This is a genomic window from Clostridium sp. 1001283B150225_161107_B6 (assembly GCF_015556325.1).
GTDB lineage: Bacteria > Bacillota > Clostridia > Lachnospirales > Lachnospiraceae > Enterocloster.
On sequence record NZ_JADNMD010000001.1, the window covers coordinates 298,250 to 316,512 of the forward strand.

Below are 18,263 nucleotides of genomic sequence, written 5' to 3' on the forward strand. Positions count from 1 at the left end.
AATTCAGACAGGTTAATTGTATTCAGTCTGCAATGAAATTGTGAAGGAGTGATATTGAATGAGATATGATTATGCAAACGGTATGAACTGCGGAGATTACCCTTATGGATGTAATTCCAACGGTTATTCCGAAAACAACGGCAGATATACAGAACCGGCAAATACAAATCTTAACTCTTTTTGCGGCGGATGCTGTCAGGGTCCAACCGGGCCAATGGGCCCCCGGGGCTGCCCTGGCGTTCCTGGTCCAATGGGTCCCCGGGGCTGCCCTGGAGCTCAGGGCCCCCAGGGGAATCCCGGCCCCAGGGGTATTCCCGGCCCCCAGGGTATTCCTGGCCCCAGGGGTATTCCTGGCCCCAGGGGTATTCCCGGACCCCAGGGTATTCCCGGACCCCAGGGTATTCCCGGGCCCCAGGGTATTCCAGGGCCAACCGGAGCCATGGGACCGCAAGGCTATGTGGGACCGACTGGCCCTATGGGACTAACCGGCGCAACCGGATTGACTGGTAGCACTGGTGCAACCGGAGCCACTGGTGTAACCGGACCGACTGGAGCTACCGGAGCCACCGGAATAACCGGGCCGACTGGTGCAACCGGAGCCACTGGAATAACCGGACCGACTGGTGCAACCGGAGCCACCGGAATAACCGGGCCGACTGGTGCAACCGGAGCCACCGGAATAACCGGGCCGACTGGTGCAACCGGAGCCACCGGCGTAACCGGACTGACCGGCCCCACCGGAGCCACCGGAATAACCGGGTCAACTGGTGCAACCGGGGCCACTGGAGCGACTGGCGTAACCGGCCCTGCTCCTCTATCCGCAGGCTGTGCCTGTGTACAACAGATGAGAAATATATTACAGCAGATAATCCAGCTTTACCCAACAGATAATGTAATTGTTGCCATGGAAAGCGGCAATAATGCCAGCGGAAGGCCGGGCTCGCTTTTGCCGGCGCCTGATACCAACCCTAATTCAGGGCTTTTCCAGCTGACCAATGCGCAGGGCGTTCCCCAGGAAGCACTCTCCATCTGCAGGATTGCCTCTGTCAGGGTCACAAGCGCTGAATATAATAACGCCATCACCTATCTTCCGGCACCCACCCCGGCACCCACAGGATGCGACGCTGACTGTCAGGCCGCCATACGCGCTTACCTGCCGGTTGGGACAGCAGGCGTAGATATCAACGCAGGAGGCCAGACCGTTGCACAGGGCACGGTCCTTCGAAATGAATTCGGTGTTTTGGTTCTGGCCGGATCAAATAACAGCGACCCCACCTTTGTCTCAACTTGCAAAGCTGAAATTATCACAACCTAAAATATGATGACCTTAACATAGCCACAGAGGATTACCAGTAAAGCGGTAATCCTCTGTGACTATCAGTTCTGCCCAGTTGATTCAAATCCTCAGGCATATCAGACTCTATTTGTTTAATAAGCTTGGGGTTATAGCGATACGTCAGAGAGATGGTTTCCTTGCTGCCAGTGTACGAGCAGACATGTGAGTAACCAAAAACCTCCGTCAAAGAGCATTCTGCGGGCATCCACCACCGTTACCTTGCCACTGTTTCAGGTCCGGAACCCGGGCGGAGCTGAAGCAGTGGACTCACTGTGCGAAGTTTCCCCGTATGTATTGCTGTTATATACTATTTTGTGACCATAGTAAAGTATCATAAAGCTAATCCCTACTTATTTTAGAAATGCAAATTTCAAATAAAAGTAATTTAACCTGTCCATAATAAAGAACTTCCATTCATCGGAAAACGAAGCCAAATCACCTGACTGTAAATCTTTTTCCAGCCGCCCAATAAAATCAGACAAATCATTGTCCAGCTGTCCGGTACTCATCAATACGGCAGATAAAATATATCCCCATACAGCCAGTTCTCTTAATTTATCATAGCATTCCCGTATCATTGCAGAAGGACATTCTCTGGAGATGAAGCTTAAAAGAACGTCAATGCACAGGATACTGCTGGTTTTTCCATGAAGTTTTCTGATTTCCTGCAGCAGTTCATCCCTCTTCTCCTTCGTGGCCGACTCCAATGTAAAGAGAGCCACGCCGCGGACCGTCAATGCCAGAATCTGCAATCCTTCTCCATGCAGCAGCATGTTTTCCCGGATTTCATCCTTCTTCAGGAGATTCAAATCCATGGGCTCCAGGCAGACTTTGGTTCCAATCCCCATATAGGTCCTGGTGACACCCAGAGAGTTCAGCACTGCAACCGTACGGCGCACCGTACTCAATGATACCTGGTACTGCTCTGCCATGTTAGGCAGGGACGGAAGATAACTCCCCACCGGATAACGCTCCCATATAATTTCACGTATGACCACAGTGGCCAGTGTATACCGTACCTGGGGACGGCTGCGATAAATATTCCACTTAAACGGAATCTGCGGAACCGCCTCAAGATGATACTCACCGCGTGCGGATTCAATGAAATCAATTACTTTATTTTGTGCGCTGTCAATATAGGAATCGAACTCCGTCTTTAAATCATCCATTGTTCGCACCGATAATACTTCCTCCGCTATGGTACCGGTTCTGATTTCACGTTTACTCGGATACAGAAAATTAAGGTAACGAAGGCATTGCCAGTAAAGGTTAAGAAGTAAATCATTGTGAAAGGTACGCAGGACATCCAGATACAGCTTTATGGGCATTGCTACCATCATTGCGCTTTCCGCTCCATGGATTTTCTTTAGATAATCCACTATGTCCGCATCAGGATTATGTATCGCTATCTCCCACATAGGATTAAATAGCAATTCACCTGCGTAGCAAAAATCCAGGATTCCTTCTTTGCGCGGCACAAAATACTTGGCGGTATTTTCTCTGAATACCTCTCTTGTTCCCCTGTATGCAACCCTGGCAATCTTCCGTTCCTGCGTTTCTATGTATCCGTTTTTTTCAAGCTTATCCAGTGCAGACTGAACCGTATTTCGCCCCATATGAAAGATATCTCGGAGTTGTTGTAACGACAGCAGCTGTTCATCGTATCTGTAAAATCCAAAGAGAATACGGGATTCAAAATACTCATATAGTAACTCATAAAGTTCGTTTGTCTTTTCCATCCCTCTCCTCCTGTGTGGAAATCATTTCACACTCTGTTCAGATAAAGTACTGGCATAATTGTATCACGATTAATAGAATGCTGCAATAAAGTGTGTTAACTATTGCGTATGCTCCCTGTTTCTTTGTACAGGATTTTACATACCCAGCTATAACTGTTCCCATTGCCTCTATATAATAAGTATATCAAAAAATCGCTGAAGTCACACGGCCTCAGCGATTTTTCTTTTGAGGGAGTTTTTTACAGCCCCAATCAGTCCTGCCCAGTTTATTCAAATTCTCAGGCGTATCAGAATCTATTTATTTAAATTGATAATTTCTTCAACCTCTCTTAAAAACAGCTTCCGGTCAATGGGATGTATGACAAAACGCGTATAGCCCTTTTTTATCAATCCCAAAATAGTTTCATCCACCTCACGATGAGGGGCCACAAAGAGCACAATCCTGCGCTGAGGACCTGAGAGAAATTTGAAAATATCTGTTAATTCACACGAAGGCAGTTCCAAATCAATGATGATAAGCTTGGGGTTATAGCGATAAGTCAGAGAGAAGGTTTCCTTGCTGTCAGTGGATGAGTAGACATGTGAGTAACCGGCTTGTGCTAAAAATGAAGACAGAAGATGGTGCAGTTCCTGGTTGTTTGAAGCGATTATAATGTTGCGCATAATCTCACCCTCTTTCTATTTACATTATACCACTTTAAAGTGAGTTAGTAAATAGATGCAGGCCGCACTGTGAACCATTCCTGTCCTATCTCACTGGTTTATATCCATGGGCGCTGTCCCGAGATATGTTTTAAGTATTTCGTACATATTTGCCAGTTCAATAGGCTTGGCCAGAAATGCATCAAAGCCCTCGTCAAAGAACATCCTGCGGGCATCCACCGTTGCATTGGCTGTCAGAACCACAATCGGAATGTGCCTGTACTTTTCCGCCTCTAATTTTTTAATCCGCTTCATAGATTCAACTCCATCCATACCGGGCATCATGTGGTCCATGAAAATCAAATCAAAATCCTGTTCCTGAATAAGGCGGATGGCCTCTTTCCCTGACTCTGCGCATACTGTTTCTGCACCAAAGGAATTCAGAAGAAGGGATGCAACCTCCAGGTTTATCCTGTTATCATCCACCACCAGTACCTTTCCGCTGTTTAAAGTCCGGAACCCGGACGGAGCTGAAGCTGCGGACTCACTGTACAAGGTTTCCCCGGACTCATTGCCGTCTCTATGTACCGGAACCTGGAGCAGCGTCACGGTGAATACAGAGCCCTTCCCGTATTCACTTTCCACCTGGATATTTCCTCCCATCATCTGACTTAAGGATTTTGAAATGGCCAGACCCAGACCAGTGCCCTCCTTGTTGTGGTTTTGGTAGGCATCCAGCTGGCTGAAGCTGACAAACAACTTTGATACATCCTGTTTTTTGATGCCGATGCCGGTGTCTGCAATCCTGATTCTGAGATAAAATTTTCCGTTTTCCTCCAAACATCCGGCGCTTAAGGTAATCTGACCCTGTTCAGTAAATTTGACGGCATTTCCAATCAGGTTCAGCAGAATCTGCTTAATGCGGTCCCGGTCGCCCACCAGACGGCACGGCAGTGCTTCGTCGATATCCGCTACAAAGTCCACCGGCTTATTGCCGATACGGGTTTCGGCCATGACCGCAAGCTCCTTTATCAGCTCCCGGATATCATATTCATCTGCCAAGATTTCAAACAGCCCCGACTCAATTTTAGACATGTCCAGGATGTCATTGATAATGGTAATCAGGCCGTGCCCGGAGTTCCGGATTCCCTGAACATACCGCTTCTGGACATCTGTTAAGTCGCTTTGGAGCAGCAGCTCGCTCATTCCGATGATAACATTCATCGGCGTTCGGATTTCGTGACTCACATTTGCCATAAATTCCGATTTGAGTCTGGAACGCTGACGCTGGTTCTGGGAATTCACCCAGGAAATGCCCGATGCAGCCAGAAGGAACATAAATACAACAATAAACACAATACACAGGGTTACAAGTTCCTTTGTAAGGACTGCGGTCTTCTGTGTAATGACTTTCCCGGACACAATGGTGAGAACCGTCCAGGAATCAAATCCCATAGGTGCATAATAGGCATATTGGGATGTTCCCAGCTGGCTGTATGAAAAAATGCCCGATTCGCCGGCGGCAATGCTTTCCATAATCTCCGCCTTGCTTTTCCCGTCTTCCAGCTGCACATTGTCCAGAACCTTATAAAAATTGTTGTAATCCATGCTCTTGTTATGGAGAAGAAGGCTGCCCTTTTCGTCAATGATATAAGAATACCCTTCCCCGCCAAAACTTTCAATATCCAGAGCTTCTTTTAACCGCGATGTTTCCAGCAAAGCAACCAAAGCGCCGATTGGTTTTCCATCCTTGTTTTTGATGGGGGCTGCCATGATGATTCCGGATACCGCACGGTCGGACAAAATACGCCGGACATGACCGGACATTGAGAATCTTCCTTCCATGGCCTCCTGATAGCAGGCCTCCCGGGAAATATCTGTATTCTGGGAAGGCTCTGTGGAGTGAAGCATACCGTCTTCCCAGGCATAACCCACATAGGCAAAACCGTGGCGGGATGCAACATTGTTCAGATAAATCAGCCTGTTTTCATCCCGGATAGCATAGGTTGCCAGCGCCGCTGTTTCAAGGGCATCCTGCGTATCGGTCACAATGGATTGGACATAGGCGGTGATATGGTCGGATATTTCCTCCAGACGCGCCTGGTTTTCCTCCTTCAGCGTCTGATTGAATTTTTTGATATAGGAGGCTGTGCACAGGATAAAACCCGCCAACATAACTGCGAAGAACAGAGCTGCCAGAACCACATACCATTTCTTATGCAAGTCTTTCATTGGGAAATCCCTCCTGAACCGTCTGCCGTCAGCTGGTTCAGGCGGCTGTCTCTCAGCATATCCATCTGTTTAAGGCATTCTTCTGCAGTCCATTTGTTATCCGGTTTCATATATTCCTGAATGACCGCTGCATCCATCTGGGAAAATCCCCTGATTCTCAGCCAGGCAGTGGATGACCTGTAGTTCCGTTCAATCAAGCGTTCCGCTTCCTGATATTGAGGGGTTGATATGCTGTTTATCTGGTTTTTGAATACAGGGGCAGTATAAATTCCTTCAAAGGCAGCGTTATAATTATAGGGGTCTGACAAAAAGGTAATGAAATTCAAGGCACTCTCAAGGCTCCTGCTGTTTTTATTTACAAGGAAAAGGCCAAGATTCGGCCCCTCATAGGTACCTTCTTCCGGTACGCCCACAAAAGCAGGCATAAGGCCAAACTCATCCGGATTCCCTTTGTAATCCGTATAAAGCCAGGTGTCCCAGCACAGCATCATGGCATATTGTCCGCTGCTCATTGCAGACTCCATGCCGGACCAGTCACCGGTAAGATAGGACTCTCCCATATATCCTTTATGGGCCATTGTCCTATACCATGAGACAATCTGCTTCATCTGCGGGATATCGCTGTAGGAAAGGCTTCCGTCATTCAGTCCATTAAGGATATCTGTATCCTCCACAATGGAATCCAGCGGAAACTGGTACAAAAACATGGATGGCTCCCTGCCCGGTATATAGAGCGGGGTGATTCCATGTTCTGAGAGAACGGCGCACAGTTCCATAAACCCCTCCTGGTTTTTGGGGATTTCCAAATGGTATTGCTTAAAAATGGTCTTATTATATAGGGTGCCTGAAATGGAAGCTTCCCAATGGGGAATGCCGATAATTCTGCCATTATAAACAGCCTGGTTAATGGAGGTATCAGTCAGGTCATCCACCCATGGGGCATCGGTAAAATCATAAAGGTTCTCATCGGGGTGATAAGCGTCAATATTGGTTCCCCCATAGCTGAGAATGACATCCGGCTCCTCTTCCAGCCCCTGGAAGCCCCTGGACATCCGCTGTTCAAACTCCTCACGGTCCACCTGGATAAGTTCCAGCTGATTGCCTGTAAGGGTTTCATAGCGTTTGAATGCCCTGTCAAGATAGGTTCTCTCCAAATCAGGATAAATGCCCAGAATCCTGAGGGGTTCGGGATACTCCTTCTGCCATTGGTACTGGGGACCTGAAAAAGCCTCAGCAGCCGGATTAACGCCGGAATCTGGCCTCCGGTTCCCACATCCTGTAATCAATGTGACGCCAATGAAAATGAGTGTAAGAAAAAATCCCCGTTTCTCCATCTTCCTGCTCCCTGCTTCCCTATTCTTTTTTAATAAAATATCAGGTCCCTGTTCACATAGGAACTAATGTCAGTATACCATAGCCACGTCAGCTCCGCAATCATTTAGGCATCACTGCCCTTTATTATGAGGCTTCCGTCACTGGAACAGGATGTGAGCCGCCGGTTTCAAGCTTTCCACAGACGGCATCCGCCCCGGCTTTCCCGCTTCACCTGGTACAATGCCTGGTCCGCCTTTTCAATTACTTCCTGAATCGGTTCCCTCAGATTCCAGATGGCGATTCCCGCCGAGCAGGCCGACGGTACCTCCTGGAACACCCAGTCCTCCTGGATGGCCCGGCAGATTTCCTCTCCCTTCTTAACTGCATCCTCCTCTGTCCTCATACATTTCATCACAACAACAAATTCATCGCCTCCATAGCGGGCCGCCACATCTGTTTCCCGGGTATGGGCGCGCAGAATTTCTCCAAACCGGCAGATTGCCTCGTCTCCTTTGCTGTGCCCATAGGTATCGTTGATTTTCTTAAGTCCGTCCAAATCAAAGAAAAATACTGCGCATGGCCCTTCTTCCATACGCACCATCTCCATTGCCATCATAAAACCTCTGCGGTTGAGAAGGTCCGTCATGTAATCCCTGTACGCTTCTTTCTGAAGGTCCAGCTCTCTTCTGCGGCATATTTCATCGGCAGCCAGCAGTATTTTCCTGTCATCATTGGGACAGGAAAATACCGCCGGTTCCAGGACCGACCGGCCTAAAAGAGTCTCAAATTCCTCACAGGGCATGGGCCTGGCAAAGTAGTATCCCTGGACATAATCGCAGCCAAACTGGCGGAGCCGTTCAAGCTGTTCTTTTGTCTCCACGCCTTCCGCTACCACATTTAAGTTCATGGAGCGAGCCAGTCCCATGATGAACCGAAGGATACCCTGGTGAACTGGTTTGGCTGTCTCATTCTGGATGAATTTCATGTCCAGCTTCAAAACATCCAGGGGCATCTGGTTAATCATGTTCAGGGATGAATACCCGCTGCCGAAATCATCCATTTCAATTACAAACCCCAGTTTGCGAAGGTGTGTTACCGTATCAATGATTTGTTTTGGATTTTCCGTATAAGCGCTTTCTGTAATTTCCAGATGAAGCCTTGACGGCGTAAGGCTGTATTTTTCCACCAGGCTCATCAGTACATCTGCAAGCTCCGCGTTATAGATATCAGCCCGGGACACATTCACTGATACAGACAGCTGAGGATACCCCTTCTGGTCCCATTCATGCAGCACGGCGCAGGTCCGGTCCCACACAAACTGGTCCAGCTTTGTAATAAAGCCGTTTTGCTCAAATATGGGGATGAACTGTCCAGGGGACTGAATGCCTAATTTAGGGTGGTTCCATCGTATCAGTGCCTCGGCTCCGGAAAGTGCATTGTCCCTGATTCTGTACTTGGGCTGCAGGTAAATCTTAAACTGCCCTTTTGCCAGGGCGGACTCCATGCTGTCTGTGATTGCCTGCTCAAGCAGAAGCCTGCTCCGCAGCTGGTCCCCGTAATAGGCGTAATATTTTCCATACTGGCCTTTGATGCTTTGGGCCGCCAACAGGGCCCAATCGCACATCTGCTCCACAGAAAGGCTTCTGTCCACCTTGGAATAAATGCCCCATTTCATCACAATATTTTTTACATTGGATAATTCATTGATTTTCCTTACTGCCTCCCTGAACCATTCCTCCCTGTACCGTGACTGGTGTTCAATCAGGCAGACAAATTTGTCCGAAGTCAGCCGTCCGCAGATTCCCCTTTCGCCTACCTGGTTTATGTACATATCAGCTATACCGCGGAGAATCTGGTCCCCTGCCGGAACACCGAAGATATCATTCACCAATTTAAAATTCTCAATATCGGAACAGATAATATCGTATTCCCGGTCTGGTCTTTGCTCTAAAAACGGCTTGACCCGCTGATAAAAAAATTCTTTGCTGAACAGCCCGGTGAGCCGGTCATACTGCAGGAGATTGACCATGGAGGCTGTTTCGCGCAGATTGATAATATTGGCTATCCTGTGAAGGATTACCTCTGCTTTATAAGGTTTGGTGACAAAATCCGTTGCTCCCCTGGAAAGTGCCGTAACCTCGTCGGACTCACTGTCGCTCTGGGTTGTGACAATCACGGGGACGGATGCGTATGCGGGGTCTTCTTTTATGATGGAGAGAAAGGTATATCCGTCCATAACCGGCATGACCAAATCCAGGAGAATCAGGGAAATTTCCTCCCCATACTGCTTTAGTATGCGAAGGGCTTCCTGTCCGTTCTCAGCTTCCAGCACTTCATAAATTGAGACGGATGTCACTATTTCACACAGCAGCATACGATTCATTTTGTTATCTTCTACCACCAGAATCTTCTTTTTAGAAATCATTTTTTACCTCTTTGCTGTTTGCCTTAAAGTAATTATATCGTTTCATCCGCCCATGTCACAAGTTCCTTGGCATCTTTTGTGTAGATATCAACATCCCAGTTTTTCCATATATCCGTATGTTCAAACGCCAGACCGCCCACCGCAATTCTCACCTGCGGACATGTTTTCCGCAGCTGTTCCACGGCAGCCCTGCACAGCGGCAGATGCTGGGGCATGGTGACGGATAAGGCAGCCAGGACCGGCTGATGCTCCATGATGGCGTTTTCAACCGACTCTACCGGAACAGCAGCGCCCAGGTAAATACTGTCCCAGCCATTGTATTCAAACATATCCGCCACCATGCGCGCGCCTATCTCATGGAGCTCACTGCCAATACATGCCACCAGTACCTTTTTGCCCTTCCGCTGCTGGTTGAAAATCAGCGGGTAAAGCTGGGACAGGGATAACTGGGTAATCGAGGTACAGTAATGCTCCATATCCACAGAAATCCGGTGGCTGTGCCACAAATCGCCTACCCTTCTCATTGCTTCGGCCACAATATCCACGCAGATGTCGCTCAGAGGAATACCGAGATTTACATATTCTGTTATAAGAGCCATGGAACCTTTCATATCGGACCGGAGCATGGAGGATAAATATTGTGTTATCTCCTGTTCATATGCTCCGCCCCGGTTTGTTTCCGTCCCCTTCGTTCCAGGCTCCTTTGTTCCGTCCCCCCGGCATCCCTCCTCCTGGTATCCGTCCTCCTTTTCATGGTAGCCGCCATGTTCATATTCCTCGGCCGTGACGCGGACAGCACAGTCCAGAAGGCGGTGAAGCTTGGGCCGTTTCTCTTCTTCCATGACTGCCTCCATGGAGCTGCGTATGAGCTCATAATGGTCCGTCATGATATCCTTCACCCTTTCCCTGGTGCAGTAGGGCATCAGCGGAACGAGAAGCTGGTAGAGCCATCTTGCGTACCGTTCAAAGATTCCTTCGTCCTCCAGCTCCATGGCAGTATAAAGAAAGTCCACATTATACTGTACATCCTGATACATTTTCTGCCTGGCACGGCCGTCCAGTTCCTTTTGCAAACGGGCGTCCTGCGAGAGCTGCCGGTTAAATATTTCATTTGTCAATCTCTGAAACTCCGGATTCTGCTTCATTAATAATAACCCCATAAATCCTCCGTTCTTTCGTTGAAATCGTATGATGTGCCACTGCCGTCCTCCTGCGGGACATCAGCCATCAGAGTTACAGTGACGGAGCAGATGGAAGGCAGTCATTCTAACTCTGCCCATGTATATTATACAAATTTTACCATAAGAAAGGCCCGGGCGCAAGCGTCCGGGCCAAACTTATGTCTTTTCCTAATCTGAAAGTCAGCGGAAACTGCCAGACTGAATGCAGGCAGGTTATCAGGCAGGAAAGAGGGAGCAATCCCTCTGGCCTGACCCACAGCGTCCTGTTAACATATATATTCCAGTATAGTCTGAATGAGCTTACCGACATCCACTGGTTTGGAAAGATGGGCATTCATTCCGGCTGCCCGGCTTTTTTCCCGGTCCTCGGTAAAGGCATTGGCCGTCATGGCGATGATGGGTATTGTTCCTGCTTTTTCACAGTCCAGCTTTCTGATGCTGCGGGCCGCCTCATAGCCGTCCATGACCGGCATACTTACATCCATTAAAATCAGGTTACAGGCCTCGGGCTGTAATTCCTGGAAACGGCGGACCGCCTCCTGTCCATTGGGCACAATTTCACATTCTGCTCCCGCTATGCGCAGAAGCTCTGAAAGGATTTCAGCATTCAGCTCATTGTCTTCAGCCGCCAGGATGCGGATTCCCTGTAATGGCAGGCTTCGGACCTCTGTTTTTTCGCCCTGTCCTCCTGCCCGCTGGCTGAATCCTGTCCCCCTTGTATCCTTTATGTCTGGACTATGCAGGTTTGAACTCCTCATATCTGAATTCTGCACATTCACACTCTGCAATTGGAACCGTACCGTAAATGTGCTTCCCTTCCCAGGTTCACTGTCCACTTCGATTGATCCGCCCATCAGGTCCACCAGATTTCTGGTTATGGCCAGTCCCAGCCCAGTTCCCTGTATCCCATCTACAAATTTATTTTTTTCTCTGGAAAAGGGCTCATATATGTTCTCCACAAAATCCCGTGATATCCCAATTCCGGTATCCCTGACCGTAAAACAAACCTCTGTCCTGTCCCCTGTCTGCAGCGGGGCTGTGCTGGCTATAAAATCAATCCGTCCTCCATCCGGTGTGTATTTGACTGCATTGTTTAAAATGTTCATCATGATTTGCGTGATACGAATCCTGTCTCCCAGAAGTACTGTATGGACTGTCTCTTCCAGTCTCACGCAAAATTCCTGCCTATGTTCCTGTGTCTGGGGACGTATCATGGTATCCAGTTCCTTCACCAGCTCCCCTAGGTCAATTTCCGATGTATTCAGCACGGTCTTTCCGTTCTCTATCTGGCTGATATCCAGAACATCATTAATGAGCGAGAGCAGCAGCCTGCTGGAACTGAGAATTTTCTCCGTATACTCCCGCACCCGTTCCTCGCTGTACGCCTCCTGTTCCAGAAGCGTGGCAAATCCCACTATGGCATTCATGGGCGTACGGATATCATGGGACATATTTAGAAAGAACAGGCTTTTGGCCTGATTTGCTTCTTCTGCTGTTTGTAAAGCCTTCTGCAATGCCTTTTGCTGCCGCTGCTGTTCCATATACAGGTCGGTCAGGTCAGTTCTGGACAGGAGCACCATCTGCTTATCCCGGTCATAATAACGGTATTCCAATTGTTTTCTTGTATATCCGCGCACCGGGTCCTCAACACCGCAGTAAATAACATGCCTTCCCCATTTCTCCAGTTCTTCAATGACCCGGCCCAGCCCCATTTCCCGGATTACATGCTCCCTGTCTTCCGGCACCACATAATCATTTGCATATTTGATAATTTCCGTGGAGTAATCCTGGCATTCAGTGGGAGGAAGGGGTGTTCCGGACTGACTGCCGCTGAACATGGTATAACGGTTGTTCTTCACATCCAGATAAATAAAATAGTCGCAGTTATTGTATACAAATAAATTGATAATGCTTCTTAAAAGGTTTTCCTGTTGATGCTCCATGTCCTCAAAATCTTTTATCATATGTGTTCCTTTCAGGGAAAATAAAATCGCAAATCAGCCGGATATATCCAGCCTCTTCTAATCTGCCAGCGCTGTTTTCAGCGTTTCCCGCAGTATTCCTATGTCAATGGGTTTTGCTATATGGGCGTCCATACCGGCCTCCATGGCTGCATGGATGTCCTCTGCAAAAGCATTGGCGGTCATGGCAATGATGGGGATTGTACCTGCGTCCGCCCTGGCGGCTGCGTATGCTCCCGCACCGGCACGCACGGCTTCAGCATCCAAACCAGCTCCCCCACGGATAGCCCGGGCAGCCTGGTAGCCGTCCATTTCCGGCATTTGTATATCCATCAGAATGGCATCATAGGTTCCCGGCTCCGCGGCAAAAAAGGCCTGTACAGTCAAGGCACCGTTTTCTTTTACTTCTGATTCCGCCCCATACATCCGAAGGATTTCACATAAAATCTCAGCATTTATCTCATTGTCCTCAGCCACCAGAAACCGTTTTCCTGCAAAGGGCTGTCCTGACGGTTCCTCAGGCTTCCTGATTTCAGCTGCCTCAGGAGCCGCGGCAATCTTCCCCTCCAGTTCCACTATAAAGGTGGAGCCCTTTTCCAGCTCACTCTGAACGGATATGGTTCCTCCCATGAGGTCCACCAGTCCCTTGACAATGCTAAGGCCCAGTCCTGAGCCTTCCACCCGGGACACCGCCCTGCTGCGCGTAAATGGCTCAAACAGATGTGCCAGGGTTTCCTCCGACATTCCAATCCCTGTATCGCTGACCGTAAAACGGTAGCGCACCCACTGTTTTCCCTTTACAGAGGGAATTTCTTCAACGGAAAAATGTACTGAACCGCCTTTCGGAGTAAACTTTACCGCATTTCCCAGTATATTAATCAAAATCTGGCTGGTGCGCAGCGCGTCCCCGCAGCAGCAGGGGTTCCGCATCCCGCTGATTCGGGCTTCATACTGCAGTCCGGCCGCCTCCGCCTGGGGCGCGATAATCTCCGTGGCCTGGGCAGCCAGCTCCGGCAGACAGAATCGTTCCCGGTTCAGCTGGATTTTGGCCTGTTCAATCCGGCTCATATCCAGGATGTCATTAATCAGGCTCAGCAGATGTCTGGAAGACATGGCTATCTTTTGCAGACAGCTTTGTACCCGGATGGAATCACCAATATTGGCATTTGCCAGCGTTGTCATTCCCATAATGGCATTCATGGGCGTACGGATATCATGGCTCATTGCGGACAAAAAGTCGCTTTTTGCACGGCTGGCCTCCCGCGACAGCGCCAATGCCCGTTCCAGTTCTGTTTTTGCCGCCCGTTCAGCGGCCAGCATATCCGTCACATCGGAACGCACCAGACAAACTGTCTTATGGTTCTGGTCACCCCATAATACATTGACCTGCTTGTACCGCAGTCCTTCCCCTGACCAATAGGGCAGGACAAAATCATACCCATCCGGCCTTTCCTCCAGTTCCCTGCGCAGGGTTTCCAGGCGGAACTGCTGCTTCACCGTTTCACGGTCCGCTGCTTTCTCATAATAGCCAGCCAGATTGTCCAATACCTCATTATAGTTTCCTGCTGTATGAGGCGGCAGGTTTTCCAGGACCATCTGCCTGGTATACATGACAAGACCGCCTGTGGAGACATCAATAAAACCGGCCAGCTCACAGGTATAGGCAATGACCCGAAGCAGCCGCTGCTGTTCCCGGATGGATTCCGTAATATCTGTTCTGGACAGGCAGACCCGTCCCAACCGCAAATCAACCGGAGAAACCGTCATGTTTTTCGTCCTGATTTCCCCGTCATCATCAATAAGGGAAAAGGCAAATGTATAGGCCCCGCCCTGTTCCAGACGCTGGGACATGCATCCCAGGCTCAGGCCGTTCCAGTATTGCTCCCGGTCCCTGGGAACCACCCTGTTCTTCATCATATAGTCCATCCACCGGGAGTGAGGCCCCTGCCGCGGGGGGACAAAGCGGGCATTGGCGTCCAGGGACAGAATTTTATATGTATCCCGCTTCAAATCCAAATCCGCCGCAAAATCATAGCCGGTAACCGAAAGCTGATGGAGAATCCGGTCTGCTACTGTCTGCTCCGTAATATCCGTTACGGTTAATATTCCTGTAACATCGCCGCTGTCCGGCGTGGAAACCATGTGCATCTCAAACAGCACATACCGGCCGATGTCCTCGCCGGGCAGCTGTATATAGAATTCATGCTTTTGTTCTGTTTCTCCCCGTTTAAAAGCGGCAAGAGCCGGCTCACGCATGTAGATATCCTTAAAAGCCTGCCGCTGGTCCCCGTCCTCAATCAGGGTTGAAAGACCGGTAAAAAACTCTTCACGGACAGACCCGAAGGTTTTCCGGAGTTCCATACCCGTGCGGTCAATGATTTCTATTATATTATCCTGGGTGATGTTGCAGTGGCCAAGCACCAGGGCGTTGGGGTCAGGCCGCTGGTAATGCTGCAGTATCAGGTCATTGTACTGCTGACGGACATGAGCCCGTTCCTCGTGCTCCTTTGTCATATCGCTGTACACAGAATAAATTTTCCGGACGCCATCCTCGTACCGGATAAGAGACAGGGTATTCTTGACCCATACATATTCCCCGGAACCGTTCAGAAGCCTGTACTCAATCTCCCAGCGGTTCTTACCGCTTGCAAGGTATTCCGCCAGCTGCGACAGCGCGTGTTCCCGGTCATCCGGATGAACGCCCGTCAATGCGTCTTTCTGATAGAGCTTCCAGGCTTCTTCCAGAGTCATTCCGGTGGTTGCTGCCAGTCCCTCTGAAATATACTCAGGGACCAGGCTGCCATCCTTTTCATAGCGCACCACAGCCACCCCGCCGGGCAGATTTTTTAACATGTTCTGAAAATACTGTTCCAGGCGGTCCCGTTCCCTGCGGGTCCTGACCTCCTCTGTGGCATCCCGGATATATTTCACATAGGCCGGTATGCCATTCCAGTCGATTTCACGAAAATGGGTGGTAAAAACACGGCCAGAGTCGTCTGCCATCATTTCATGTTCTTTCCCATCCGGCTTATGGCTTTTCAGGGTGCAGAAACCGCAGGGTTCACTTTTTCCATGCAGGACGGAATAACATGCCTGTCCCAGACAGGAACGGCCTTTGGAAAACAAATCCCCGGACTCGTTTAGGTAGAGCAGCTCATAATTTTCTTTTCCAATCACATAGATGCCGTCCGCCGTATCATTGGCCATGTTCTGGAACAGACGCGCTTCCTCGGACATCCCCGTGAACACGGCATAAAATCTTGCTGTTTCAGTCAACGGGCCCATGCGGCGGCCTCTGACATGTATCCAGATTAGGGTTCCGTTCTTATGATACATCCGATAGGAGATATCCAGAACTTCCCCGCTGCGCAGAGCGGTTTTCACAGCCTCACTGACCCGCTCCCGGTCCAGCTCATAGACAGTGTTGAGCGTGTTGTCCGCCACCAGGGCATTAAGCTCTTCCTTGCTGTGACCTGACAGGGCCGGAACCCCGTCTGAATAAAAGACCGGAACCAGCTGCTGGCCTTCCAGCCGGTAGCTGGCAATGCCTCCGGGAATGGAATTCAAAAGCTGTTCCATTTCAAACTGGGCGTCCTTTATGTCAGAAATATTGTGGAACACACAGTGAAGAAGCGGACAGCCATTCTCCTCCCCCATCCACTTGGCCTGGGCGCGGACCCATACAACATGGCCGTCACGGTGCTTTTTGCGGAATTCCAGCATGGCCGTTCCACGGCTTTCTATCACCTCGTTTGCTTTGGCTTTCACTATCCCGATATCTTCCTCATAAATTAAATTGGCTGCGTCCTGTCCTGCCAGTCTGCGGTACTCTTTTGCCGAATAACCGGACAGGGCCGAAACCCCGTCTGAGAAATATACAGTCTCAAAAACATCCGTGACACGATAAATGGCAATGCCTCCGGGAATGGAGTTAATAATGTTCTGGGTTTTCTCGCTGGCGGAAACCATATCCGTAATATCTGAGATATACTGGATATGTGCCGGTTCACCGCCCCAGTCAATCCGCTGGACGTTGAACCGGTAGATGCGATGGTTCACCGGATGCCGGTACTCCCCTGCCATGGATTCTGGGCCTGCGGGGAAAAAGCCGTTTTCGCCTTCCTCCAAGTCCTTTAAAAATACATCCTTTGCCAGGCGGTTCGCATATAAAAGCCGGTTGTCTCCGGCTGAACTGACTAAAACTGCCATGGGCGCAAGGTCCAGCGCCTCTTTCATCTGCGCCCCGGACGCGGAAATTGCCTGATTCATGCTGCACGCTCCTTTCATTTCCGTTTTCGGCCGTCTGCGGCCTTTGCCTCATTCTGTTATGTTCACGGTGTTATTGACAAGGATACATGAGGACGAATTCTCTGTCTATATTTGTTTATTATAACATCTGCGGCAATAACAGACAATGATTCCATTAAAAAGCAGTCTGAAAATCAACTCTGTCTATATTTGTATTCATTGTCCGGAGACTATGGGAAACAGGGCAGAATATGCAGAAAATCCTGAGGAACCAAATTATTCAGGTTCCTCAGGATTATATATTATTCTGGCTTGAATTTCTATTCCGGGATTACATAGGCCCCATTCCATCAGAGGAATTGCGGGCCATATCAAGTCCAAGGCCCTCTACCCATGCCATAATTTCCTCCTGGGAGCTCCCGCCCTGGAATCTCTGCCCTGGCAGCCACTGGGCCTTATCTGTCAATTCCTCCAGGTTTGATGCGCTGGACCCTATGCCGCTGCTGCCTGAGGTGCAGAAAGGAACGATTGTCTTTCCAGAAAAATCATAGCTCTCCATAAAGGTGCTTACAATTTTAGGAGCCTCACCCCACCAGATTGGATAACCAATGAACACAATATCGTACTGCTCCATGTTATCCACTGCGCCGGATATAGACGGACGCGAGGACGGGTCGTTCATCTCAATCGTGCTGCGGCTTTTATCGCTGCCGTAGTCTAAATCCGCATCTGAATAAGGTTCTTCCGGAACTATTTCATATAAATCAGCACCCAGTCCGCTGGCTATATGTTCTGCCACGCCTTTTGTGGTATTTGTGGCGGAAAAATAAGCAACCAGGATATTACTGTCATTTCCGGTATCATCATTCCCGCTTGCCTCTGTGACGTCGGGTTTGTCCGCGGCGCTGTCCGGTGTATCTGTCCCAGCCTCCCCACCGGCCTTAGCTGATATATTTCCCGCAGTGCCGGCAGCTGTACGTTCCGGTCTGCTGCTCCCGGTGCAGGCTGCCAGAGATAAGGTCATTGAGAGCGTAAGCAAAAGGGCCGTGATTTTTTTCATATTCTCTTGTCCTCCGTTTCTATCTGTGTTTAAATTAATATGGGCATAAAGAAATATAAACCATCTCCTTACACCCATATTATAATTAACAGCGTTGATAATGTCTAATGCTTAGATTCACTGCC

Annotated in this window: 11 protein-coding genes; 2 read left to right on the plus strand and 9 right to left on the minus strand. The window is 49.3% G+C overall.

Going from position 1 to position 18,263, the window contains the following annotated elements:
- The first annotated feature begins 104 nt into the window (after positions 1 to 104).
- On the plus strand, positions 105 to 485 hold the full coding sequence (locus tag I2H39_RS29570) for a hypothetical protein (RefSeq protein ID WP_330640939.1): 381 nt from the start codon (positions 105 to 107) through the stop codon (positions 483 to 485).
- The gene (locus I2H39_RS01390; protein ID WP_347708560.1) at positions 476 to 1,315 is read left to right on the plus strand and encodes a collagen-like protein; all 840 of its coding nucleotides are present in this window, start codon (positions 476 to 478) and stop codon (positions 1,313 to 1,315) included. Before I2H39_RS29570 ends, I2H39_RS01390 begins: the two co-directional genes overlap by 10 nt.
- 371 nt (positions 1,316 to 1,686) lie before the next feature.
- On the opposite strand, the gene I2H39_RS01395 is transcribed toward I2H39_RS01390, so the two are convergent.
- The 9 genes from I2H39_RS01395 to I2H39_RS01435 form a co-directional block, all read right to left on the minus strand.
- Positions 1,687 to 3,075 carry a GntR family transcriptional regulator gene (locus tag I2H39_RS01395; protein ID WP_138311426.1) on the minus strand — a complete coding sequence of 463 codons (1,389 nt, stop codon included), beginning with the start codon at positions 3,073 to 3,075 and terminating at the stop codon, positions 1,687 to 1,689.
- Between the two features lie 294 nt (positions 3,076 to 3,369).
- Entirely contained in the window at positions 3,370 to 3,738 is a 369-nt protein-coding gene (locus I2H39_RS01400; RefSeq protein ID WP_138311425.1) for a response regulator, read from the minus strand.
- A 90-nt stretch (positions 3,739 to 3,828) separates the two neighbouring features.
- Entirely contained in the window at positions 3,829 to 5,949 is a 2,121-nt protein-coding gene (locus tag I2H39_RS01405; protein WP_138310126.1) for a hybrid sensor histidine kinase/response regulator, read from the minus strand.
- Positions 5,946 to 7,283 (minus strand): extracellular solute-binding protein, encoded by a 1,338-nt coding sequence (locus tag I2H39_RS01410; RefSeq protein WP_195625637.1) that lies wholly within the window; start codon positions 7,281 to 7,283, stop codon positions 5,946 to 5,948. Before I2H39_RS01410 ends, I2H39_RS01405 begins: the two co-directional genes overlap by 4 nt.
- A gap of 167 nt (positions 7,284 to 7,450) precedes the next feature.
- Entirely contained in the window at positions 7,451 to 9,688 is a 2,238-nt protein-coding gene (locus I2H39_RS01415) for an EAL domain-containing protein (protein WP_195625638.1), read from the minus strand.
- A 32-nt stretch (positions 9,689 to 9,720) separates the two neighbouring features.
- Positions 9,721 to 10,848 carry a cobalamin-dependent protein gene (locus I2H39_RS01420; RefSeq protein ID WP_195625639.1) on the minus strand — a complete coding sequence of 376 codons (1,128 nt, stop codon included), beginning with the start codon at positions 10,846 to 10,848 and terminating at the stop codon, positions 9,721 to 9,723.
- Between the two features lie 287 nt (positions 10,849 to 11,135).
- The gene (locus I2H39_RS01425; protein ID WP_195625640.1) at positions 11,136 to 12,833 is read right to left on the minus strand and encodes an ATP-binding protein; all 1,698 of its coding nucleotides are present in this window, start codon (positions 12,831 to 12,833) and stop codon (positions 11,136 to 11,138) included.
- Between the two features lie 57 nt (positions 12,834 to 12,890).
- The gene (locus I2H39_RS01430; protein WP_195625641.1) at positions 12,891 to 17,099 is read right to left on the minus strand and encodes a PAS domain-containing protein; all 4,209 of its coding nucleotides are present in this window, start codon (positions 17,097 to 17,099) and stop codon (positions 12,891 to 12,893) included.
- 310 nt (positions 17,100 to 17,409) lie between these two features.
- Positions 17,410 to 18,138, minus strand: coding sequence for a flavodoxin (locus I2H39_RS01435; protein WP_195625642.1), 729 nt, complete (start codon positions 18,136 to 18,138; stop codon positions 17,410 to 17,412).
- Positions 18,139 to 18,263 lie beyond the last annotated feature (125 nt).